Source organism: Marinobacterium aestuariivivens (genome assembly GCF_042661465.1).
GTDB classification, from domain to species: Bacteria; Pseudomonadota; Gammaproteobacteria; order Pseudomonadales; family Balneatricaceae; genus Marinobacterium_A; species Marinobacterium_A aestuariivivens.
Window position 1 is genome coordinate 5,801,470 of the sequence record NZ_JBHSWE010000001.1, and the last position, 22,622, is coordinate 5,824,091.

The 22,622-nt window shown below is 62.2% G+C and carries 17 protein-coding genes and 4 pseudogenes; 14 read left to right on the top strand and 7 right to left on the bottom strand.

The window, feature by feature from the left end:
• Positions 1–33: 33 nt before the first annotated feature.
• The 4 genes and pseudogenes from ACFQDL_RS30545 to ACFQDL_RS30560 form a co-directional block, all read left to right on the top strand.
• Positions 34–1,184 (top strand): annotated as a pseudogene (locus ACFQDL_RS30545) (AMP-binding protein); the annotation flags it as partial.
• 171 nt (positions 1,185–1,355) lie between these two features.
• A complete protein-coding gene (locus ACFQDL_RS30550; protein WP_379913461.1) occupies positions 1,356–1,679 on the top strand; it encodes an AMP-binding enzyme in 324 nt (107 codons plus the stop codon).
• 98 nt (positions 1,680–1,777) lie between these two features.
• Positions 1,778–3,073 (top strand): ATP-grasp domain-containing protein, encoded by a 1,296-nt coding sequence (locus ACFQDL_RS30555; RefSeq protein ID WP_379912740.1) that lies wholly within the window; start codon positions 1,778–1,780, stop codon positions 3,071–3,073.
• A 99-nt stretch (positions 3,074–3,172) separates the two neighbouring features.
• Positions 3,173–5,092, top strand: a pseudogene (locus ACFQDL_RS30560) (CocE/NonD family hydrolase); the annotation flags it as partial.
• A 93-nt stretch (positions 5,093–5,185) separates the two neighbouring features.
• Here the strand turns inward: ACFQDL_RS30560 and ACFQDL_RS30565 are convergent.
• The 5 genes from ACFQDL_RS30565 to ACFQDL_RS30585 form a co-directional block, all read right to left on the bottom strand.
• Positions 5,186–6,490: an NAD(P)/FAD-dependent oxidoreductase gene (locus tag ACFQDL_RS30565; RefSeq protein WP_379912742.1), complete on the bottom strand. Its 1,305-nt coding sequence runs from the start codon at positions 6,488–6,490 to the stop codon at positions 5,186–5,188.
• A 383-nt stretch (positions 6,491–6,873) separates the two neighbouring features.
• Complete coding sequence (locus ACFQDL_RS30570; RefSeq protein ID WP_379912744.1) at positions 6,874–8,391, bottom strand: aldehyde dehydrogenase; 1,518 nt, start codon at positions 8,389–8,391, stop codon at positions 6,874–6,876.
• The gene (locus tag ACFQDL_RS30575) at positions 8,388–9,371 is read right to left on the bottom strand and encodes a dihydrodipicolinate synthase family protein (protein ID WP_379912746.1); all 984 of its coding nucleotides are present in this window, start codon (positions 9,369–9,371) and stop codon (positions 8,388–8,390) included. The genes ACFQDL_RS30570 and ACFQDL_RS30575 overlap by 4 nt, the downstream gene beginning before the upstream one ends.
• Before the next feature lie 326 nt (positions 9,372–9,697).
• Positions 9,698–9,871 (bottom strand): hypothetical protein, encoded by a 174-nt coding sequence (locus ACFQDL_RS30580; RefSeq protein ID WP_379912748.1) that lies wholly within the window; start codon positions 9,869–9,871, stop codon positions 9,698–9,700.
• Complete coding sequence (locus tag ACFQDL_RS30585; protein ID WP_379912750.1) at positions 9,850–10,680, bottom strand: LysR family transcriptional regulator; 831 nt, start codon at positions 10,678–10,680, stop codon at positions 9,850–9,852. The genes ACFQDL_RS30580 and ACFQDL_RS30585 overlap by 22 nt, the downstream gene beginning before the upstream one ends.
• Positions 10,681–10,918: 238 nt before the next feature.
• On the opposite strand from ACFQDL_RS30585, the gene ACFQDL_RS30590 reads away from it, so the two are divergent.
• The 10 genes and pseudogenes from ACFQDL_RS30590 to ACFQDL_RS30635 form a co-directional block, all read left to right on the top strand.
• Positions 10,919–11,554 (top strand): aromatic ring-hydroxylating oxygenase subunit alpha, encoded by a 636-nt coding sequence (locus ACFQDL_RS30590; RefSeq protein ID WP_379912752.1) that lies wholly within the window; start codon positions 10,919–10,921, stop codon positions 11,552–11,554.
• The gene (locus ACFQDL_RS30595; RefSeq protein ID WP_379913463.1) at positions 11,494–12,135 is read left to right on the top strand and encodes an RHO alpha subunit C-terminal catalytic domain-containing protein; all 642 of its coding nucleotides are present in this window, start codon (positions 11,494–11,496) and stop codon (positions 12,133–12,135) included. The genes ACFQDL_RS30590 and ACFQDL_RS30595 overlap by 61 nt, the downstream gene beginning before the upstream one ends.
• A gap of 82 nt (positions 12,136–12,217) precedes the next feature.
• Positions 12,218–13,108, top strand: a complete 891-nt coding sequence (locus ACFQDL_RS30600; protein WP_379912754.1) for a DMT family transporter — start codon at positions 12,218–12,220, stop codon at positions 13,106–13,108.
• A 288-nt stretch (positions 13,109–13,396) separates the two neighbouring features.
• Positions 13,397–14,578, top strand: a complete 1,182-nt coding sequence (gene proV / locus ACFQDL_RS30605; RefSeq protein ID WP_379912756.1) for a glycine betaine/L-proline ABC transporter ATP-binding protein ProV — start codon at positions 13,397–13,399, stop codon at positions 14,576–14,578.
• A gap of 85 nt (positions 14,579–14,663) precedes the next feature.
• On the top strand, positions 14,664–15,638 hold the full coding sequence (proW, locus tag ACFQDL_RS30610; protein WP_379912758.1) for a glycine betaine/L-proline ABC transporter permease ProW: 975 nt from the start codon (positions 14,664–14,666) through the stop codon (positions 15,636–15,638).
• 21 nt (positions 15,639–15,659) lie between these two features.
• Positions 15,660–16,685: a glycine betaine/L-proline ABC transporter substrate-binding protein ProX gene (gene proX / locus ACFQDL_RS30615; protein WP_379912760.1), complete on the top strand. Its 1,026-nt coding sequence runs from the start codon at positions 15,660–15,662 to the stop codon at positions 16,683–16,685.
• A 196-nt stretch (positions 16,686–16,881) separates the two neighbouring features.
• Entirely contained in the window at positions 16,882–18,216 is a 1,335-nt protein-coding gene (locus ACFQDL_RS30620) for an MmgE/PrpD family protein (protein WP_379912762.1), read from the top strand.
• Between the two features lie 124 nt (positions 18,217–18,340).
• Positions 18,341–19,107, top strand: a pseudogene (locus ACFQDL_RS30625) (SDR family NAD(P)-dependent oxidoreductase).
• A 24-nt stretch (positions 19,108–19,131) separates the two neighbouring features.
• Positions 19,132–19,635, top strand: a complete 504-nt coding sequence (locus ACFQDL_RS30630) for an SDR family NAD(P)-dependent oxidoreductase (RefSeq protein ID WP_379912764.1) — start codon at positions 19,132–19,134, stop codon at positions 19,633–19,635.
• Positions 19,601–19,888: pseudogene (locus ACFQDL_RS30635) on the top strand (SDR family NAD(P)-dependent oxidoreductase); the annotation flags it as partial. The gene ACFQDL_RS30630 and the pseudogene ACFQDL_RS30635, both read left to right, overlap by 35 nt.
• A gap of 102 nt (positions 19,889–19,990) precedes the next feature.
• On the opposite strand, the gene ACFQDL_RS30640 reads toward ACFQDL_RS30635, so the two are convergent.
• Both ACFQDL_RS30640 and ACFQDL_RS30645 read right to left on the bottom strand, forming a co-directional pair.
• Positions 19,991–21,184: a response regulator gene (locus tag ACFQDL_RS30640; protein ID WP_379912766.1), complete on the bottom strand. Its 1,194-nt coding sequence runs from the start codon at positions 21,182–21,184 to the stop codon at positions 19,991–19,993.
• Positions 21,184–22,389 (bottom strand): EAL domain-containing response regulator, encoded by a 1,206-nt coding sequence (locus ACFQDL_RS30645; RefSeq protein WP_379907213.1) that lies wholly within the window; start codon positions 22,387–22,389, stop codon positions 21,184–21,186. The genes ACFQDL_RS30640 and ACFQDL_RS30645 overlap by 1 nt, the downstream gene beginning before the upstream one ends.
• Positions 22,390–22,622: the final 233 nt, after the last annotated feature.

Below are 22,622 nucleotides of genomic sequence, written 5' to 3' on the forward strand. Positions count from 1 at the left end.
AAAGCCAACACCGACCGTCGGAAGGATGCTTTCATGGCCACCAGGATTCTCGAACCCGCCGCCTCCGCCTACTCCTACCCGCTGCTGATCAAGCGCCTGCTGCAGTCCCCGGAACGATTCGAACCCGGCAACGAGATCGTCTATCGCGACCGGGTCCGGTACGACTACCGCACCCTGCAGCAACGAGTCTGCCGCCTCGCCAACCTGCTGAAGACCGCCGGCGTCGACGAGGGCGATACCGTCGCCGTGCTGGACTGGGACAGCCACCGCTATCTCGAATGCTACTTCGCCGTGCCGATGATCGGCGCCGTGCTGCACCACGTCAACGTCCGCCTCGCGCCGGAGCAGATCGCCTACTCCCTCGACCATGCCGAGGACCGGCTGGTGCTGGTGCACGAGGATTTCGTGCCGCTGATCGAGGCGTTGCGACCAAGGCTGCACAAGGTCCGGGGCTATATCCTGCTGCGCGACGATCCAAGCGACAGCCGATGCGACCTGCCGCTGGTCGGCGACTACGAGCAGCTGATGAGCGCGGCCGATCCGGCTTTCGACTTTCCGGACTTCGACGAGAACTCGATTGCAACCACCTTTTACACCACCGGTACCACCGGCACGCCGAAGGGGTCTGCTTCAGCCATCGCCAACTGGTACTGCATACCCTCAACATGCTGGGCTTTCTCGGTGCCTACGACAGTTCGCCGCTGCTGCGTTCGGACGATGTCTACATGCCGATCACGCCGATGTTCCATGTCCATGCCTGGGGCGTGCCCTATGTGGCGACCCTGCTCGGCGTCAAGCAGGTCTATCCCGGCCGCTATGATCCAAGGATGCTGGTCGAACTGCAGCAAACCGAGAACGTAACCTTCTCCCACTGCGTGCCAACCATCCTGCAGATGCTGCTCGGCTGCGATGCTGCCGGGAGCGCGGACTTCAGTGGCTGGAAAATGGTCATCGGCGGCAGCGCCCTGCCCCGGGGCCTCGCGAGCCGTGCCCTCGAGCGGGGTATCGACGTCTACGCCGGCTACGGCCTGTCGGAAACCTGCCCGCTGCTCAGTGTCAGCCATCTGAGCCGGAAGCAGCGGGCGCAACCGGTCGAGGCGCAGCTCGATGGCCGGACCCGCACCACCATCACCAATATGGTCGATCTGCGCCTGGTCGACCTCGACGGCCAGCCGCAGCCTGCGGACGGCCTAAGTGTCGGTGAGGTAGTGGTACGCGCACCCTGGCTCACCCAGGGCTACCTGAAGGACCCGCGGCAGAGCGGCGACCTCTGGGCCGGAGGCTGGCTCCACACCGGCGATATCGGCTGCCTCTACCCGGACGGCACCCTGGAGATCCGGGACCGCATCAGGGACATGATCAAGTCCGGCGGCGAATGGGTCTCGTCGCTGGCACTGGAGGACCTGATCGGCCAGCATCCCGACGTCGCCGCCGTTGCGGTCGTCGCCCGGCCCGACCCTGACTGGGGCGAATGTCCCCATGCGCTGGTGGTGGCGCGTCCCGACGACGACCAGCTCGATGCCGAAGCGATACGAAGCCACCTGCAGCAGTATGTCGACGCGGGCAGGATCAGCAGCTGGTGGGTGCCAAGGGAGATCGAGCTGGTTGACGATATCCCCCGTACCAGCGTCGGCAAGATCGACAAAAAGGCGATCCGCCACCGCCTGGCACAATCCTAGGCTGGAATGATGCGATGCGCATTCCAAAACCCGTTGCGCTGCGCCTGCCCGGTGGCTGAGTGCGCAGATCACCACTGCCAATCAGGAGCGGCAGTGCAGTGAAACATATCTTCGTCTTCGGCCTGGATGCCTTCAATCTGGCCGAACTGAAAGCACTGCCAGGTGCCGCCGACTACCGCTTTCACCCGCTGTTTCACCATCATGAAGTCAAGGCCGGTCCGGAATTCCCGGTACGTCAGCTGTACGAAGGGGCGATCGAGCAGCTCGAGCGCTTCCCCGGCCCGATCGATGCGATCGTCGGTTACTGGGATTTCCCGGTCAGCACGCTGCTGCCACTGCTGTGCCGGCACTTCGACCTGCCGACGCCAGGCCTGGAGACCGTGCTCAAGTGCGAGCATAAATACTGGAGCCGCCTCGAACAGCAGCGGGTGATCGCGGATCATATACCGCCCTTCTGTGTGGTGAATCCTTTTTCCGAACGCTACCGCGAACAGATCGGCATCGATTACCCGTTCTGGATCAAACCGGTGCGGGCCGCTGCGTCCCACCTGGGATTCAGGGTACGCAACGACCACGAACTGGATCACGCCATCGACGTCATCCGCGCGAAGATTTTCCGCTTTGCCAAACCGTTCAACTACCTGCTGCAGTTCGCCGAACTGCCGCCGGAAATTGCCGGCATCGACGGTTTCCACTGTATCGTCGAGGGCATCATATCCCGGGGACGCCAATGCACCCTGGAGGGCTATGCCTATGACGGCGAGGTTTGCATCTACGGCGCCATCGATTCGATTCGCGAAGGCCGGCACCGCTCCAGTTTCAGCCGATATCAATATCCCTCGACGATTCCCGCCCGGGTGCAGCGACGGATGTTCGACGATACCGGCCGTTTTCTGCGTGCGATCGGCTTCGACCACGGCCCCTTCAATATCGAGTTCTACTGGGACAGCCGCCACGACCAGATCCGGCTACTGGAGATCAACAACCGCATCTCGAAGTCCCATTGCCCGCTGTTCCGCAATGTCGACGGCCTCTCCCACCACCAGGTGATGGTCGACCTCGGCCTCGGCAAAAGGCCCGACTTTCCGTACCGACGAGGGCGCTACCGGTACGCCGCCAAGTTCATGTGGCGGCAATACGAAGATGCTATGGTTAAGAAGGTTCCGAGCGACAAGGAGCTGGCGGCACTCTGCAGGCGGTTCCCCGGTGCCCAGATACAGCTGCATATTCATGAGGGCATGAAGCTGTCGGAGCTGAAGGACCAGGACAGTTACAGCTACGAGATCGCCGTAATCTTCCTCGGTGACAACAACCAGCAGAAGCTGCTCCAGCAGTACGCCCGGCTGAAACAGGCAATCCCACTGGAACTGGTACCGATCGCGAGTCGACAGTGAGCCTGAGATGAATATCGTCGAACAGTTTCCGCACCGGATCCGCCATATCGAACACTGCTGGATTCCGATGGCCGATGGCGTCCGGCTGGCGGCCCGTATCTGGATGCCCGAAGATGCCGGCGACCAGCCGGTGCCCGCCATCCTCGAATACATACCCTATCGCAAACGCGACGGTGTGCGCCTGCGTGACGAGACCCTGCACCCTTACTTCGCCGGACACGGTTATGCCTGTATCCGCGTCGATATCCGCGGCAGCGGCGATTCCGAAGGCGTGCTAACCGATGAATACCTGCAACAGGAACTGGACGACGGCGTCACCATCATCCGCTGGCTGGGCGAGCAGCCCTGGTGCGACGGCAATGTCGGCATGATCGGCATCTCCTGGGAGGTTTCAACGGTCTGCAGATCGCCGCGCTGCAACCGGCCGGGCTCAAGGCGATCGTCAGCGTCTGTTCCACCGATGACCGCTACGCCGACGACGTGCACTACATGGGCGGCTGCCTGCTCGGCGACAACCTGTCCTGGGCCTCGACCATGTTCGCCTACAACTCGCTGCCGCCGGACCCGGAGTATGTCGGCGACAAGTGGCGCGAACTCTGGTTTCAGCGTCTGCGGGGCAGCGGCCTCTGGCTCGATACCTGGCTGCAGCACCAACATCGCGATGCCTACTGGCGACACGGCTCCATCTGCGAGGACTTCTCCCGTGTGCAGATCCCGGTGATGGCGGTCAGCGGCTGGGCAGACGGTTACAGCAATGCCGTCTTCCGGCTGCTGCAAAAACTGCCAGGTCCGCGCCTCGGGCTGATCGGCCCCTGGAGCCACAAATACCCCCACCTCGGCGTACCCGGGCCGGCCATCGGTTTCCTGCAGGAGTGCCTGCGGTGGTGGGATCAGTGGCTCAAAGGCACCGAGACCGGCATCATGCAGGAACCGATGCTGCGCGTCTGGATGCTCGACAGCATGCCGCCGTCGACCTTCTACCACCAGCGCTACGGGCGCTGGATCAGCGAGTCCGGCTGGCCTTCGAGCAACATCGAGACAAAGTGCTACAAGCTGGCCGAATACCGACTGGTCGACGAGGCCGTCGACGTACCCGAAGTCGCACTGTCGCTGCAATCGCCACTCAGCAACGGCCTTTTCGCCGGCAAATGGTGCTCCTACAGCGCCACGCCGGATCTGCCCCACGACCAGCGCGAAGAAGACGGCGGCGCGCTTTTGTTCACCACGGCGCCATTCGATGAAGCCATCGAAATTCTTGGCGCACCGGTCATCGAGCTGGAGCTGTCGGCCAGCCGACCGGTGGCCATGCTTGCAGTCCGGCTGTCCGACATGCGGCCCGACAACAAGGTTACGCGGATCACCTACGGTCTGCTGAATCTGTGTCACCGTGACAGCCATGCAGAACCGACACCGCTTGAGCCCGGCAAGCGCTACAAGGTCAGGATTCAGCTGAACGACGTAGCCCAGCGTTTTCCCAAGGGGCACCGCATCCGCATCGCGCTCTCGTCGTCCTATTTTCCGCTGGCCTGGCCCCCGCCGGAATCCACTCAGCTGAAGATCTATACCGGCAGCAGCCGTCTGCTGCTGCCGGAGCGTCGACAACGGGAAGAATCGATCGGCTTCGCACTGCCCCAGGGAGCGGCCAGCGGTCGCAAGCGGGTGCTGAAAAAGGGGCATCACAACTGGCGGGTGATCCGGGACCTGGACAAGGACAGGTCCACCCTCGAAGTGATCAACGACAACGGCCTTTATCGAATCGTCGACACCGGCACCCTGGTCAAGCTCAAGACGGAGGAGTGGTACTCCTACCAGGGCGATGATTTTCAGTCGGCGCGAGGCGAGGCGCTCTGGATACGGGGACTTGAGCGTGGTGACTGGCAGGTGGAAACCATCACCCGCACGGTGCTGCACTGCGATGCGTCTTATTTCTATCTCGACGCCGAACTGGATGCCTACGAGGGTGACCGGCGGGTCTACTCCCAGAACTGGAACCGGCGCATCAGGCGCGACCTGGTCTGAACCCCATGACCAGGTCGTTCAACGACATTCCGTCCGACCGGCTGCCGGCGTCTCACACCTCGATACCGGCAAGCCATTCCTTCCAGCGCATCGTCAAGTTGGCACCGACCGACAGCAACGGCTCCGGCGGCAGCCGACGGGGCTGGGCGCAGGCCTGGAACGCGTCCAGCAGCGGCGAGCGGCCCTTGACCGCCAGTTCCGCCGCCAGCATACCCGAAAGGGTACCCTTGACGGTACCCAGACCGTTCTGACAGGCGGCGGAATAGACACGTTCCTCCAGCTCGCCGAACGCCGGCACCGAGTTCCACGACAGGCAGAGCCGCCCCCCCAGCGGTGTTCCATCGGCACCCCTTTGAGCATCGGGAAACGGGCGGCGAAGGCCCGGTCGTGCAGCCTGGCGGCCTGACGGATCCGCTTTTCACCGATTTCCATCGACTGGTTCAGCGTGAAGTGGTTGCGCACCGTCAGGCGGTGGCCACTGCCATCGTAGTTCGAGACGCGGCGCACCGTGGTTCCCATCGGGTCCGCCGGCAGTACGCCCCAATCCGGCGCACCGCCCAGCCGGGACACCTCGTCCGGGGCCAGGGCCCGGGTCATCGAGGCATAGGTGAACACATGAAGCAACTGGCGCGGAAAGTACCCGAACGACTGAATATGCCCATTCACCGCGAGAATCAGATTGCGTGCCCTCACCTTGCCTTTGGGGGTATGCACCACATGCGTACCACCGAGGTCCATCGACAGCACGGGGCTGTTCTCGTGGATGGCGACACGAGGGCTCAGCTCGGCGGCCGACAGGCGCAGGAACGCAGCCGGCTGGATCATCACCGCTTTGGGCGTGAACAGGCCCTTGCGATAGAACTCGGTGCCGGTCCAGTCCTTCATCTCGGCCGCGCTCATGAAGCGATAGTCTTCACCCAGCGCCTGCAGATGCTGGCTGTAGCTGTCGAGGTGCTGCTCGCCCTTGGCGGAGGCCGCCGCGGATACCTTGCCACAGGGGTCGAACACCGCCTTGGGCATAGCGGAAATTTCGGCCGTCTTGCGCGCGAATTCGATGCCCAACCGGTTCATCCGTATCTGCGCCAGATCCGCTTCCTTGGCTCCCGCATAGGTTTCCGAGTTAAGGTCGTGGGGCAGGTCAATCATGAAACCGCTGTTGCGCCCGCCCGGCCCCTCGGCCAAACGCCGCGCCTCCAACAGCACAATCCGGTCGTCGCCGACGAGTTCGCTCAGCCGCCGCGCGGCGGCGAGACCGGCAAAGCCTCCGCCCACAACCAGCCAGTCCGCATCGATGTCGTTATCGAGCTGCGGATACACCGGCGCCGGCGACAGGATTTCATTCCAGGCGGCGGGCCCGGTATCCCGGGGCAGACGCCTGACATTTATTGTTCTGTTCATAATCCCCCTCCGGTGAGGAGACAGATAAAAGCGGTAACATCGTTGGATAGAGTGCCGCAGGTACGAAACCCGACAACCGCTCTGCCAGCCGCCGGCAATCGATCTGTAATGCGATCGATCTGGCGGGTTTCCTGAAAACCGCTCCTGCATTTTCAGGCGGGCCGCGTTCGTATTTCCACGGGGTGGCCTTCCACGGGGTGGCCTTCCACGGGGTGGCCTTCCACCATCCCTGGCGGTTGCGCGATGCCCATATAAAGTGCGAAACGTTTCGGCCGGTTTTGAAGCATCGCTCTCCCCTCCGGTCTGTACCTTCGAGTTCCCCGTAGTTGGGTAAAGTGCCGAAGACACGAAACCCAACTATGGGAACGGCTTGGAGGTCCTGATCAGTCGATGGAACCGTCCACGGCATCGTCGCCAAGATCGATCCAGATCGTCTTCAGCTCGGTGTACTGGTCGTGCGCATGGATGGAGTTGTCACGACCGCCGAAACCGGATTGCTTGTAGCCTCCGAACGGGGTGGTGATATCGCCTTCGCCAAAGCAGTTGACGGTGACAGTACCGGCACGCACCGCCTGGGCCGCGCGCAGCGCCTTCTTTCCGTTGGCGGTGAAGACCGACGCCGCCAGGCCGTACTCGCTGTCGTTGGCCACCGCGACCGCTTCGTCATAGCTGCCGACGGTGATCACCGACAGCACCGGGCCGAAGATCTCCTCCTGTGCCAGCGTATCGCTGCTGCGCACGCCGTCGAAGATTGTCGGCTGCACGAAAATACCGTCCAGGGTTTCGCCGCCCAGTACGACCTTGTGGCCGGCGTCCTTACCCTGCTGCAGGTAACCGGAGACCTTGGCGAAGTGACCCTTGTCGATCAGGGCGCCGAGGTGGTTGGCCGGATCCAGCGGATCGCCGGTACGCCACCCGCGGGCGTTAGCCTGGATACGCTCGAGCAGCGCGTCCTTGATCTTCTCGTGCACGATCAGACGCGAGCCGGCCGAGCAGTTCTCGCCCATGTTCCAGAACGCCGCCTGTACCACCTGGGCTGCAACGCGGTCGAGGTTCTCGGCGTCATCCAGCACGATGCAGGGATTCTTGCCGCCGCATTCGAGCACCACCTTTTTCAGGTTGGAGTCGGCGGCGTAATGCAGGAAGCGACGACCGGTGGCGGTGGAGCCGGTGAAGGTCACCATATCGACGTCCCTGTGCCGTCCGAGCGGCTCGCCGACTTCGGCACCGGTACCGGTGAGGATGTTCAGCACGCCACGCGGCAGACCCGCGTCCATGGCCAGCTCGGCGATGCGCAGGGCGGTCAGCGAGGTCTGCTCGGCGGGCTTGACGACCATCGAACAGCCGGCGGCCAGTGCAGGACCGATCTTCCAGCCCAGCATCAGCAGCGGGAAGTTCCAGGGCAGCACCGCTGCGACCACGCCGATCGGCTCGCGCACGACCATGGCCACGGCATCCGGGCCGACCGGTGCGGTCTGGTCATAGATCTTGTCGCTCGCCTCGGCGTGCCACTTGATCACATGAATCAGTTCCGGAATGTCGATGGTCTCGCAGTCGAGGATCGGCTTGCCGGAATCCAGGCTTTCGAGCACCGCAAGTTCCCGGCTGTTGCGCTGAATCAGCCTGCACAGCTTGATCAGCACCTCTTTTCGCGCAGCCGGGTGCAGGCAGCGCCAGCGGCCGTCATCGAACGCCTCGCGGGCCTTCTGCACAGCGAAGTCGACATCCCCGGCGCCGCAGGCCGCGATCTCGGCGATCGTCTCGCCGGTGGCCGGATTGACGGTCGGCAGCGTCTTGCCGGACTGCGCCGGACGGAAGCTGCCATCGACGAAGCTCATGCTTGGCGGATTCAGGTCGGCAGCGATGGCGCGGTATTCTTCGTGGGTCAACAGGTCGCTCATGTTCTACTCCCCTTCTCGGTCGTGGCGGTCTGCTTGCTGCCGATGCTGGCCTTGATGGATTCGACGAAACGGCTCGAGTTCTCGTCCTCGATGCGGGCGATGGTGGTTCTCAGGGTGCGCACCACCTGCTCCAGTTCGCGCTTCTCGTCCTTGTTCAGGCCACGCAGGGGCTTGCGGGTCTCGCCGGCGAAACGGCCGGACAGGGTGACGCCGTACTTGACGCTCTGGATGAACTTGCCACCCTGCTCCAGCACCCGCATCAGTGGCATCATTGCCGACATGATACGACGCCCCTTGTCGAAGTTGCCTTCGAGGACGCAGGCGTTGTAAAGCGCGATGTGTTCCCTGGCGAGGAAGTTGGAACCGGCGCAGACCCAGCTTCTGGCACCCCAGGCGAAGTATTCCAACGCCTGGTCGTCCATGCCGCAGGACAGCTGGATGTGCGGGTAGTCACGCGCCAGCAGGTGCAGCCGGTTGATGTCGCCGGAGCTTTCCTTGATGGCGCAGAAGTTGTTAGAGCGGCCGACGCGGTCGAGGAACTCCTCGCCCATCATTACGCCCATGCGGCCCGGGTAGTTGTACAGCATGATCGGCAGATCGGCCGCGCGATCGACAGCCAGCGCATGCAGCGCGAGTTCGCGCTCGGTCGGCAGCGAATACGGCGGGGTGGCAACGAGCAATGCGTCGACAGAGCGCTTCGCAGCCTCTTCCGCCAGCACGCAGGATTCATCGGGATCGATGGCACCGGTGCCGAAGATGACCGGGGTTTTGCCGGCGCAGCGCTCCTGGGCGATATCCAGCAGGCGCAGCCGCTCTTCACGGCTTTCAACATAGTATTCACCGGTCGTGCCGCCGACGATGACGCCGTGAACACCGGCCTCGACGAGGTGGTCGACGCAGGCCGCGTAGGCTTCGTAATCGATGCTGTAATCTTCCCGAAATGGGGTGATCACGGGCGTGTATATCCCTTCAAAAAGCATTATTTTCACCTGCTCAAACACAGTTCTATTTTCAGACAGGGTGTCAGTGACTGGATCGACAACAGATTAACGAGAACAAAGATGCAGGCACAATCAACATTTATTTCAACGTAAGCATAACACTGCGTTATAGGAGTACCATCGGAGACCAAAAACAAAAAACCCGCACAAGGCGGGCTTAAAAGGATAAACATTAAGAGCGAACGATCGGCCTCTTACAGCGAAAACTGCAACACGCCCGAGCAATTAATATAGGGCAATCAGCAACAATAGAAGAGCAACCTTTTTTACCCTTTAATGATAACGACAGGTTGCCAATCGGAAAGCTACCCGGCAGTATCGACCGCTGTCCGCTCACCCTGCACGCAGTCCAGCATCCAGTTACGGAAGCGGCAGAAGGCTTCATTGGTGACCTTGCTCTCGGCATAGGTCAGATAATGCTGTTTTTCCCTGAGTTCCACGGCTTCAACCACCGGCGTTACCAGCTTGCCCTCCGCCACCAGCGGCCCCACCAGATGGTGCCATCCGAGAGACACCCCTGGTCATTCAGTACCATCTGCACCAGCATGTTGTAGTCGTTGGCATTGAACAGATGCGGTCTCTCCACCGGCACGGTAGTCGCCGCCGCATCGAAGAACGAAAACCAGACATCCCAGTCCAGGTGCTCGGCCACCTGGGCCCGACCGTAGGGACTCAGATTCAGAAGCACGGCACTACGCAACCCCTCGAGGGACACGATCTCCGGATGGGCTTCCAGGTAGGCAGGTGTACAGACCGGATAGATCAGGTCATGAAACAGCGGAATAGAATGATAACCCTCCCGTGGATCGGTGACCTTATTGATGAATACATCGGGATAGACCCCAGGCTCCATCTGAAGAAAATTCTCGGTGGTCACCACATTGAGGTCGATATCGGGATTGCCGGCAAAAAAGGACGGCAGGCGCCGTGACAGCCAAAGCGCCGAGAATGCCGGGGAGCAGCAGATGGTCAGCACCTGCTTATTGCTGCCGTGCCCCTGGATGCGCTCCGCCGCCTGGGCGATATTGACGAACGAGAGATAGGCCGCATCGTAAAAGATTGCGCCGGCCTCGGTTAGCTCCACTGCTCTGCCGGCCCGCCTGAACAGCTCCACACCCAGATGCGCCTCCAGCTCCCGGATCTGTCGACTGATCGCCGCCTGGGTGACGCAGAGCGCTTCGGCCGCGCGGGTAAAGTTCTGATACTTGGCCGCCGCCACAAAGGATTTGACAGCCCTCAATGAAGGCATCTTGACCAGTACCTTGTCCGGCTCTACATGTCTAACCATAACGTTATGTATTCAAAATCCCTGATAAAAAGTCGTTTTGCCCGACGAAGGCTCACTCCTAGACTAACCGGGTATTTCTAGCGACGCATATCCCGGCACGACCTGAAGCCACAGAAGCTTGCCATAAAGCGCGGGCAGGTGCCTACGACAATGACAAAACTGCGCTGCACCTAGGGCAAACCCGGCCAAACCAATAACACAGAAGCAGCCCCGCATAGCTGCCATGGGAGTGAGATTGATGTCGAGCAAAAACAGAACCCTGGAGCTGATCAGCGCGCGTGCGCCGCGCCATGCACTGAGCCGCGAGCTGTACCGCGACGCCGAGGTCTACCAGCAGGATCTCGAGCAGATCTGGCACCGGGAGTGGGTTTTTGTCGGCCACACCTTCGAGATCCCGAAGGCCGGGCAGTACCTCACCGTGCAGATCGGCGACTACCCGGTCGTGATCGTACGCGACGACAGCGGCAACGTACGGGCCTTCCACAACGCCTGCCGCCACCGCGGCTCCCGCCTGTGTGCCGAAAAGCAGGGCAAGGTCGCCAAGCTGGTGTGCCCCTACCACCGCTGGACCTTCGGCCTCGACGGCAAGCTGCTGTTCGCCGCCAACATGGGCGAGAAGTTCAACAACGACGACCACGGTCTGCTGCCGGTTCACTGCGAGACCGTGCACAGCTACGTCTACGTCTGCGTCGCCGAACAGGCACCGGACTTCGAGGCGTTCCGCCAGGCCGTTTCCCCTTCATCGCGCCGCACAACCTGGAGAACTGCAAGGTCGCCTACGAGTCCAACCTGGTCGAGAAAGGCAACTGGAAGCTGGTATTCGAGAACAACCGCGAGTGCTACCACTGCGACGGCAACCACCCGGAACTGCTGAATTCCTTCGTCGAGAACCTTTCGGTGGCCGGCGTCGGTGGCGACGATGATCCGGAACTGGTCGCATTCTGGGACCGCTGCGAAGCCGCCGGCCTGCCCAGCCGCCTGGTGATGGACCCGAACGGCCAGTACCGCATGACGCGCATTCCGCTGTTCAGGAACGCCGTCAGCTACACCATGAACGGCAAGCCGGCGGTCAAGAGACGCCTCGACAGTACCGATGAAGAGAATATCGGCGCCCTGCTGTACTTCAACTACCCGTCCACCTGGAACCACTTCCTCGGCGACCATGCACTGAGCTTCCGGGTACTGCCTCTGGGCGCCGGCGAAACCCTGGTCACCACCAAGTGGCTGGTGCCCGCCGATGCCGTCGAGGGCGAGGACTACGATCTGGAGACCCTGACCAAGGTGTGGCTGGCGACCAACGACCAGGACCGTCAGCTGGTCGAGGAAACCTTCCGCGGCGTCAGCTCGCCGTCCTACGTGCCGGGCCCATTCTCGGACCTGGCCGAGAATGGCGTCTGCCAGTTCGTCGACTGGTACTGCGAAACGATGCGCCAGAAGTTGCAGAACCAGAAATAATCCTTTTAAAAAGACTGGCTCCGCCCCGGCAACCGGCCCGGGCCGGGGCTTTTTGCGGTTATGCATTCGGGAGATAAAAGGGATGCAAAGCGTCAATCAAAACTGCCCGCAAGAATACGCCAGGGGCTTCGCGCTGGTGCTACTGGCCGCCTTCTGTTACGGCCTGCAGCCGTTTTTCGCCCATTTCGCCTACCAGGCCGGCGCCGACCCCATCGGTCTGCTGCTGATCCGGTTCAGCCTCGCAGCAGGCATGATGCTGCTATGGTTGAAGACAAAGCGCATACGCCTGCCGTCGATAAAACTGCTGGGGCCGACGTTGCTGATCGGCATCGGCTACGCGGCCTCGGCCCTGGGCTACTACAGCGCAAGCCGTACGACCTCGGTCAGTCTGGCCGTGATCCTGATGTTCTCATTCCCGGCTTTCGTCACGCTCTACTCGATACTGTTCATGGATGAAAAGGCAAGCCTCGGACGCCTGCTCAGCCTGATACTGGCTTCCGGCGGCGTAGCGGTCTCCACCGGCCTTAACCTCAAGGGGGATATAGCGGGTATCGGCTGGGCGCTGTTCGCCGCGATCAGCTACGGGGCCGCCATTCTGTACGGCACCGCCAGGGTCCCTCCCCAGAACCCGGTCGTTTCGGCCACCGTGATCCTGATCGGCGGCGCCCTGACCTTCGCCATTGCCTGGCTGCTGAAAGGGGCGCATTGGCCGCAGTCGCCGCTCGGCTGGACTTCGACCCTGGGCCTGGCGCTGTTCGCCACCATTTTGCCGATCGCGACGTTCGTCAGCGGCTCGCCGCGGATCGGTGCCTCCGACGCCTCTACACTGTCGACGCTCGAGCCCATCGTGGCAGTGACCATCGCCGTGCTGCTGATCGGCGAGGAGATGACACCGTCGCTGATCGGCGGTGGCGCCATGGTAATGGTCGCTGCCGTGATGCTGTCTCGCTGCCGTGCGAAAGCCACTGGCTGAAAAAGGAGCAGGCGGCGGACGCATCCGCCGCCTGCCTTGCCCTCGCGGTGATAATAACAACGCGCATGTCGCAATTAGAACAGGAGCACGCATTAAACCCTCTACGATAACCCTTCGTTATGATTTTTACGCAACAAATGTCGTTGGACGGTTTCTCATAGAATCAATAAATTGTTCCTAACAAAAATAAAAAATAACGCAGCTGCACGGTATTAAATAAACACCTGCCGCCGTTAAAACGTTTCATTGCCATGAACCCTGCACAATAACTGAAAACAGAGGGGCAGCATGACCGTCTCAAATGAAATCCTCAGCATCCAGAATGTCTACAAGGTTTTCGGTCCCCAACCCGATGTCGCCATGGAGATGTTGAACAAGGGTGCGAGCAAGGACGAGATATTCGAAAAGACCGGCCAGACCGTTGGCGTATTCGACGCCAGCTTCTCGGTCAAGAAAGGCGAAATCTTCGTCATCATGGGACTCTCCGGCTCCGGCAAGTCCACCATGGTCCGTCTGCTCAATCGGCTGATCGAGCCCACCTCCGGTTCCATTTCCCTCAACGGCCGCGATATCACCGGCCTCTCCGACAAGGACCTGCTCGACGTGCGCCGTCGCGAGATGAGCATGGTGTTCCAGTCCTTCGCGCTGATGCCGCACATGACAGTGATGGAAAACGCCGCCTTCGGCCTCGAAATCTCCGGCGTGCCGGAAAAAGAGCGTAACGCCCGGGCACAGGACGCCCTGTCCCAGGTGGGCCTTGGCGAGCACGGCGCCAGCTATCCGCACCAGCTGTCCGGCGGTATGCAGCAGCGGGTCGGTCTGGCGCGGGCACTGACCAACGACCCCACCATCCTGCTGATGGACGAGGCCTTCTCGGCACTGGATCCGCTGATCCGTTACGAAATGCAGGGCGAGCTGATCCGCCTGCAGAAGGAACAGGAACGCACCATCATCTTCATCTCCCACGACCTCGACGAGGCCATTCGCATCGGCGATCGCATCGCCATCATGGAAGGCGGCCGGGTGGTACAGATCGGTACGCCGCAGGAGATCCTGCGCAACCCCGCCGACGACTATGTGGAAACCTTCTTCAAGGGTGTCGACGTCTCCAAGGTACTCAAGGCCGGCGACGTCGCCGAAAAGGATCCGCGCAGCCTGATCAAGCTCAACGGCAGCATCAAACTGCTCGATCCCTCATCCGATATTGCCTATCGCTACCTGGTCGACGACCGGGAGCAGTTGCAGGGTGTCGTCAACGGCTACGACTTCGGCAGCCAGACCCCGAACATGAAGGCTCTCGAAGCGCTGCGCATCGACAGACACCGCAGTATCGCCTGGGATACGCCTTTGCATGACGTGCTCCAGACCGTCGCCGATACCGCCTATCCGATTCCGGTCATCGATCGCGACGGCTCATTCAAGGGCACCATTTCGAAAAGCCTGCTGCTGCAGACCCTGAGCCACGGCTAAAGAGCCTTCGAACAGGCCCAATCACCCGTAGAGGGCCCTGTTCGCAGCTTTTCTGAGCGACCCATGACAATAAAAAGGTATTCCCATGTCCGAATTCAGTCTGCTCGACCCCTTTCAGTTCCTCCATGTACCGCTGGGCGAATGGGTCGAAAGCATTCTCAACTACCTGGTACAGAACTTCCGCAGCTTTTTCCGTGCGATCCGCTGGCCGATCGATCAGGTGCTCGACGGCATCGAACTCCTGTTGCAGTCCGTGCCGCCGATGATCGGTATCCTTCTCGGTTCCCTGCTGGGCTGGCAGCTGGCCGGCAAGCGCATGGGGGTTTTCTGCGCCATCACCCTTTTCTCGCTCGGCCTGATCGGAGTCTGGTCCGAGTCCATGACCACACTGTCACTGGTACTGACCTCGGTATTCTTCTGCACCCTGTTCGGCATTCCGCTGGGCATCGCCTGTGCCCGCAGTGACCGTCTCGAACGCATCGTGCGACCGGTGCTCGATGCGATGCAGACCCTGCCGGCCTTCGTCTACCTGGTGCCGGTGGTAATGCTGTTCGGCATCGGCAACGTGCCCGGTGTACTGGTGACCATCATATTCGCCCTGCCGCCGCTGGTACGCCTGACCAACCTCGGCATCCGCCAGGTACCGGCCGACAAGGTCGAAGCCGGACGCGCCTTCGGCTGTACGCCACGCCAGATGCTGTTCAAGGTCCAGCTGCCGCTGGCCACCCCGACCATCATGGCCGGCCTGAACCAGACCCTGATGCTGTCACTGTCCATGGTGGTAATCGCCTCGATGATCTCGGTCGGCGGCCTGGGCCAGATGGTCCTGCGCGGCATCGGCCGTCTCGACATGGGCCTGGCCACCGTTGGCGGTGTCGGTCTGGTACTGCTGGCGATCTTCCTCGACCGTCTGACCCAGGCGATCGGCGAGCGCTCCGACGCCAGCAACCCCTGCACTGGTACGAGACCGGCCCGGTCGGAATCCTTGTCCGGCTCTATCGCAACGCCCGGGGCGGCAATGGCGCCGTCCGCACCAATCCGTAAATACAACCAACAATAAACACAACCAGGAGTACGCACCATGCGCACCCGATTCAATACGCTGAGCAAACATATCCGCAAACTGACAGCCATTGCCGCCTTCTCGGCCGTCACCCTGACCGGGGGCGTCCAGGCCGAGGAACTGCCCGGCAAGGGAGAAGAGGTCACGCCGATCTTCCCGACCATCGCCGAGGAGCGTTTTCGCGGCGAAGTCGCCATCGCCGGTCTGAAGGACCTGGGCTATGACGTCAATGAGCCGAAAGAGACCGAATACGCCACCATGATGATGGCCCTCTCCTACGGCGACGCCGACTTCAGTGTCCACTTGTGGGACAAGCTGCATGACACCTTCTATCAGAAGGCGGGCGGTGACGACGCTTTGCTCAAGGCCGGCAGCGTGATTCCAGGCGTACTGCAGGGTTATCTGATCGACAAAAAAACCGCGGAAGAGCATGGCATCACCTCGCTTGAAGACCTCAAGAAGCCGGAAATCGCCAAGCTGTTCGACAGCAATGGCGATGGCAAGGCGGACCTCACCGGCTGCAACCCGGGCTGGGGCTGCGAGCTGATGATCGACCACCACCTGAAAGCCTATGAACTTGAAGACACTGTCACCCATAACCGGGGTTCCTACTTCGCACTGATGGCCGACACCATCGCCCGCTACAGGGAAGGCAAACCGATCCTCTACTACACCTGGGTGCCGCAGTGGATCGCCGGGGTCCTGGTCGAAGACAAGGACGTGGTCTGGCTCGAAGTCCCCTTCACCAGCATGCCGGATGGCAACAATGACGTTATCACCACCTACAAGGGCAAGAATCTAGGCTTTGCCGTGGATGAAGTCATGGCAGTGATGAACAAGGACTTCGCCAAGGAGAACCCGGCGGCAGCCGTCTTCCTGTCCCAGGTGCAGATCACCGCGGGCGACGAAAGCGCCCAGAACCTGAAGATGCAGAACGGCGAGAAGTCCATCGACGACATCAAGCGCCATGCCCAGGAATGGATCGCCGCGCATCGCGATCAGTACGACAGCTGGTTGCAGCAGGCCCGCGCCGCCGCCAACTGACCTGCCAACCACAATCGCAAAACGTCACGTAGGGTGGAATGAGGGCCGAAGGCGCGAATTCCACCGGAGACATCAGGCACCGGCGAGCCTGACGGAAATGTATGCATACTGACCGGCAACCGCCGGCGGAATTCGCAAGCTCATTCCACCCTACGCCAAGCTCGCCCCCTTCACATTGGTTTTCAGGGTCAATACCATGTCTCTGTATCGCTTTGTTCAAGATCTGCGTTTTGCCGATGTTCCCGCCCATACCCGCTATCTCGTCAGTACGGCACTGCTGGATATTCTCGGCGTCGCCGCCGGCGCCTGCCGCAATCAGACCAGCGAGCGTGTAAAAGCCTATAGTCTCGAGCATTACCTGCCGGGGAAGCTGAGCAGCCGTTTGCTGTTCGACGGTCGTACCGCACACCCGCTGGGCGCCGCCTGGGCCGGCGGCTTCTGCATCGACAGCCTCGATGCCCACGAGGGCCACTTCACCTCCAAGGGCCATGCCGGGGCAACGGTGGTGCCGGCCCTGCTGGCCCTGGTCGATGCCTGCCGTGATCAGGGCCGCAATATCAGCGGCGAGGAATTCCTGACGGCACTGGCGGTCGCCTACGAAACGGGGTTGCGCGCCGGCGTTGCGCTGATGGACACCGCTCCCGAATACCACGCCTCCGGGGCTTTCTCCGGGCTCGGCGTGGTCTGCGGCGGTGCCCGGCTTCTGGGGCTCGACGAGGAGACCTTCCGCCATGCGCTCGGCATCGCCGAGTACTTCGGGCCGCGCTGCCCGATGATGCGCCTGGTCGATCATCCGTCGATGCTGCGCGACGCCCACGGCGCCGGCGCCTATGCCGGCCTCAACGCCCTGCTGATGGCCCGGGCCGGCATTACCGGCGCCCCCGCCGAAACCGTCACCCTGGAGCGGGTACGCCACTGTTGGCAGGACCTCGGCGAACGCTGGGAAATCGATGCCCAGTATTTCAAGCCCTGGCCGGTCTGCCGCTGGGCCCAGCCTACGCTGACCGCGGTCACCGCCATGATGGCCGAGCATCCCGAGATTGCCGCCGAAAATATCGAACGGATCCGCGTCGAGACCTTCCACGAGTCGATGCGTCTACAGGGGCACTTCCCGGCCAATGCCGACGAGGCGCAGTACGGCCTGGCGTTCCCGCTGGCGGCGCTGATCGCCCGCGGCCAGGTCGGACCGAACGAAGTCACCGGCGCCGCCATCCAGTCGCCGGACATTCTCGCCGTCAGCCGCCGGATCGAAATCGTCGAGGCGGATGACCTGTCGGCAAGGTTCCCGCAGGAGATCCTGTCGCGGGTCAACATACTGCTCAAGGACGGCCGCAAGCTGACAAGCCCGATCACCCAGGCCAAGGGCGACCCGGCCACTGCGATGACCCCAATCGAGTTTCGCGACAAGTTCCGGCTGCTGGCGTCCGTCAACTTCGATCAGGCCCGTATCGATGCCATCACCGCCGCAATCGACGATCTCGAACAGGCCGAAGACTGCAGCGAACTTCTCGAACAGGTTCTCAGCATCTGAGGAATGGTGTTGGGTTGCGGCCCTGCGGGCCTCTACCCAACCTACGCTCGAACCTTGATGTTACATGTTGGTTGGAGCCGAGCGCCCCCAACACCATTAATCATTGTAAAAAGGAATAATAACAATGCGATTCAACAATAAGGTCGTTGTGATCACCGGCGGCGCCGGCGGTGTCGGTCAAACCCTGGTCAGGCTGTTCGCCAGCGAAGGCGCGCGCATCATGATTGCCGACATGAACGAGGCCGGCTGCCGGCCGTGGCCGAAGAGGCCCGCCGGCTCGGTGCCGAAACCGAGTACCTGGCCGGCAACCTGCGTGAAAAGGAGTACTGCGAAGCGGTGATTGCCGGCAGCGTCGAGCGCTTCGGCGGCGTCGACATCCTGCTCAACAATGCCGGTATCATTCCCCGCGGCACCATCGAGGAGACGACCGACGAGATGTGGTTCACGGCGATGGACGTCAACCTCAACGCCGTCTTCTTCCTCTGCCGCGCCGCCATTCCCCATATGAAACAGCGCGGCGGCGGCGCCATCGTCAACACCTCCTCGGTCTGGGGCACCTATCCGGGGCCGGCCCACGTCGCCTACTGCACCAGCAAGGGCGCGGTCGCCGCCCTGACGAAGAATCTCGGTCGCGACTGCGCGCCGCTCGGTATCCGCGTCAATGCGGTCTGCCCGCACGAGATCAACACGCCGATGATCCGCAGCGGTTTCGAGCGCCGCGGCCTCGACCCGGAGAAGGCGATCGAGGAGCTGAACAGGACGGTGCCGCTGGGGCGCATTGCCGAACCCGAGGACATCGCCGACGTCATCGCCTTCCTGGCGTCCGATCAGGCCCGCTATATCGCCGGCGAATGCGTCGAAGTCACCGGCGCCAAACCCGTATCCGGTTGAAAAGCCCGCTAGAGGAAAAACGAGATGAAGTTGAACGACAAAGTGGCCGTCGTCACCGGCGGCGGTCGCGGCATTGGCCGGGGCATCACCGAAAAGTTGCTCGACGCCGGCGCCGTGGTGCTGGTCGCCCAGCGCCAGCCGCTGGACGAAGCGCTCGCCGGCCATCCCGGCGTCGCCTGGACCGGGGTCGACCTGGCCGACCGCGAAGCGCCCTATGCCATCGCCCAGGCGGTCGAAGAGCAGTTCGGCGGCGCCGATATCCTGGTCAACAACGCCGGCTTCATGTTCGAACGATCGCTGGACGAAATGACCGAGAACGACTGGGACCGGTTGATGATCGTCAACATGCGCGCCCCGGTATTCCTCGCCAAGGCATTGCTGCCGCAGATGCGCGCCGCGGCGGCGGCAGCATCGTCAATATCGGCTCGATCGAGGGGCTCGGCGCCAACCCCGGCATGCGGCCTACTGCGGCTCCAAGGCCGGCGTCCACGGCTTCACCCGCGCGCTGGCGGTGGATCTCGGCCGTGACGGCATCCGCTGCAACGCCATCGCGCCGGGCTGGATCAACTCGGACCTGAGCGATGCCTATATCGACGCCCAGCCCTACCCTGAGCAGGTCCGTCAGGAGCTGCTGCGGCTGCACCCCGTCGGCCGCACCGGGGAACCCGGCGATATCGGTGCGACGGTGGCCTTCCTCGCCTCGGACGATTCGGCCTTCATCACCGGCCAGGTGATCGTCGTCGACGGCGGCCGCACCGCCAAGCTGCCACTGCCGTTCTGATACGGAGATCGAGCGCTGCGGCACAGCGGCTTGGTGATGCCGCCGTGCTTCCGGCTGCAAACCACTCGGACGCCATGTACCGCTCATGAAGGTTCCGCCCGATCAGGCGTCGAGCTCGCGGTTCAAGAAGACGCTCAGCTTGCGCATCAGGACAGCCTTTTCGAACGGCTTGACGATAAAGTCGGCGGCGCCGACCTTGCGGCTTTGGATCACCGTTTCCTTCTGCCCGTGATGGCCGGTGATCATAACGACCGGTATCTGGGCGAACGTCTTGACCGACTTGATCCGGCGGGTGGTGTCGATGCCGTTGACATCGGGCAGGCCGACATCCATCAGCACCAGGTCCGGGCGCCTGCGGTGCATCAGCGCCAGGGCCTCGCTGCTGGAGGCCGCAAAACACAGCTCCAGATCCACGCCGGCCAGCACCCGCCGCAGCAGCCGGTGCTGGAACTCATCGTCATCGACAATCAGCACCAGCGGTTTTACAGCATCGGACATTTGCTGCAGGGTGCGAATCGACTCCATCTGCGGCTCGAGCTGCTGCTTCAGCTGATAGGCCCACTGCCGAATCGGCTCGATCGACGCCCGGGCGGCGCTCAGGTTCTGGCCGATCTGCCCCTGCTTGAGCTGATCGAGTTCCCGGGCCAGACGGTCGATGGCCGCTTCAAAGCCGCCGCGGTCCCAGTGCTCGAGCAGTTCGCCACGCTGTTCCGAGGCCAGCCGGCGGGAGAATCCCTCGAGCGCCGTTTCGATTTCATCGCCGGCCCGGTCGAACGACTGGCTGGCAAGATCTAGCTGTTCCTGACCTATCGCCAGATTCTGCTCCAGCATCGCCTCGAGCCCCTGGATGCGACGTGCCTGAGCGGCAAACTCGGCTGCCGTCGGCCCTTCCGCCTCTCCGATGCCCATCTGCTGCAGCGCATGATGGACTTCCATCGGCAGACGGTTCGAATCGTAGCCGAGCGGCCAGAACAGTACATAATTGGCATAGTAGCCCTTCTTGCATAGCACATAGACCTGCTCGAGCTCGCCCTTGCTGCAAAGGATGATGGTACGGTGAGGCATACCGTGTACCTCGGTGCTGAGCCGGTAAAGGCCGAGGTAGTAGGCCTGCGCCTGCGCCAGGGTCGTGAACGCCAGCACCAGGACCGCGGGGCGGTGGGTCTCGAAGTCCTCGACCGCCTTGCCCGGATCGGTGGAAACCGCGACATTGTCGAACTCCCGCCGCAGCATGTCGTGGATGATCCCGGCGTCGTCGACGTCCTCGGCGGCGACCAGAATGTTCTTCGACTCCATCAGGCACGGCCCCCCGTCAGGCCGGTGCTGCGCTTGTCCCAGTCGGCCACCCAGGCGTTTAGAGACTCGGCCGGCAGCGGCCTGGAAATGAAATACCCCTGAACGATATCGCAACTGTGCCGGCGACTCAGGAACTGCCAATCCGCGAGGTTTTCCACGCCTTCGGCAACCGATTTCATGCCGAGCCGGTGGGCCATGTCGAGGCTGGCTTCGAGGATGGCCCGCCGGGCGCTGTCGCGGACGGCATTATGGACGAAGCCGGCGTCCACCTTGAGCTCATTGAAGGGAATGTCACGCAACTGGCTGAGGGACGAATGCCCGGTGCCGAAATCGTCGATCGACAGGGTGACGTTCTTCAGCCGCAGCCGGGTCAGGATGTCGAGCGCCGTCAGCGGATTGTGCATCAGTTGCGACTCGGTGACCTCGAGTACCAACCAGGAGAGGTCGACGCCGGCGTTCTTCGCCGCCGCGGCGACGAACTCCGGAAAATCCAGCCGCACCAGGCTGCTCATCGACAGATTCACCGCGACACTCAGACGCAATCCCCGGTCGTGCCATTGCCGGCACTGGCGCAGGGCGCCGCACAGCACCTGCCGCGTCAGGCCTTCGATGAGGCCGTGCTGCTCGGCCACGGCAATGAACTGATCGGGATAGACCAAGCCGTCCCGCGGATGCTGCCAGCGCACGAGCGCTTCGACGCCAACCACCTCGCCGCTGCGCACCGACACCTTGGGTTGATAGTGATTTACCAGCTCGTCATTGGCGATCGCCGCCTCGACCTCGTCCGCACCGTACTGGATCCTGGTGGCCCTGGCACGGTCATCGGCGCCCTGCTGCTCCGCTTCCAGTATCTGGCGCAACTGCGCCGGCGTGACGGGCTTGCGCAGCGCATCATGCACCTTCAGCCGGTGTGCCGTGGCGAGGCACTGCACTGTGTGCAGAATGCGCTCGTCCTCTCCGCTCATCAGCACCAGGCCGCCGCGGAAACCGATGCCGGCCAGGTAGCGGATCATTTCGACGCCGTCCATCTCCGGCATCTGGATATCACAGAACACCAGGGCCATCGCGTCCGGATCCGACGACAGCACCTCATGCGCATCGGCCGCGCACTGACAGGCCTCAATCTGCGAACAGCCGAGATTCAACAGCTGACGGCCAAGCAGTTTCAGCACGAAAGGATCATCGTCGATGATCAGGATTTTCATCAGTCCTCCTCGATTGCCGTCATCCCTGAACCCTTCGTCTTCGCGCCACCTTGCCGGGCCTCCTTCCCAACGCCGCAAACAGCAGGGGACCTGTCGAGAAAACCTTATGAATTATAGGCCTTAATCCTCCATACCGCGCCGCACAAAGATACCATTTCGAACCGTATCACCTCATTACCTGTGGCGCCAAGACAGCAGTCCCTGTCGCAACCGGATATCAATCTGTTCCCGGA

Bases quoted from the DNA above. Each gene is read 5' to 3' on its own strand.
- ACFQDL_RS30630 (WP_379912764.1), top strand. From the start codon at position 19,132: ATGAAGTTGAACGACAAAGTGGCCGTCGTCACCGGCGGCGGTCGCGGC.
- proV (WP_379912756.1), top strand. From the start codon at position 13,397: ATGACCGTCTCAAATGAAATCCTCAGCATCCAGAATGTCTACAAGGTT.
- ACFQDL_RS30620 (WP_379912762.1), top strand. From the start codon at position 16,882: ATGTCTCTGTATCGCTTTGTTCAAGATCTGCGTTTTGCCGATGTTCCC.
- ACFQDL_RS30590 (WP_379912752.1), top strand. From the start codon at position 10,919: ATGTCGAGCAAAAACAGAACCCTGGAGCTGATCAGCGCGCGTGCGCCG.
- ACFQDL_RS30645 (WP_379907213.1), bottom strand. From the start codon at position 22,389: ATGAAAATCCTGATCATCGACGATGATCCTTTCGTGCTGAAACTGCTT.
- ACFQDL_RS30640 (WP_379912766.1), bottom strand. From the start codon at position 21,184: ATGGAGTCGAAGAACATTCTGGTCGCCGCCGAGGACGTCGACGACGCC.
- ACFQDL_RS30600 (WP_379912754.1), top strand. From the start codon at position 12,218: ATGCAAAGCGTCAATCAAAACTGCCCGCAAGAATACGCCAGGGGCTTC.
- ACFQDL_RS30575 (WP_379912746.1), bottom strand. From the start codon at position 9,371: ATGCTTTTTGAAGGGATATACACGCCCGTGATCACCCCATTTCGGGAA.
- proX (WP_379912760.1), top strand. From the start codon at position 15,660: ATGCGCACCCGATTCAATACGCTGAGCAAACATATCCGCAAACTGACA.
- ACFQDL_RS30570 (WP_379912744.1), bottom strand. From the start codon at position 8,391: ATGAGCGACCTGTTGACCCACGAAGAATACCGCGCCATCGCTGCCGAC.
- ACFQDL_RS30565 (WP_379912742.1), bottom strand. From the start codon at position 6,490: ATGAACAGAACAATAAATGTCAGGCGTCTGCCCCGGGATACCGGGCCC.
- proW (WP_379912758.1), top strand. From the start codon at position 14,664: ATGTCCGAATTCAGTCTGCTCGACCCCTTTCAGTTCCTCCATGTACCG.
- ACFQDL_RS30585 (WP_379912750.1), bottom strand. From the start codon at position 10,680: ATGGTTAGACATGTAGAGCCGGACAAGGTACTGGTCAAGATGCCTTCA.
- ACFQDL_RS30550 (WP_379913461.1), top strand. From the start codon at position 1,356: ATGATCAAGTCCGGCGGCGAATGGGTCTCGTCGCTGGCACTGGAGGAC.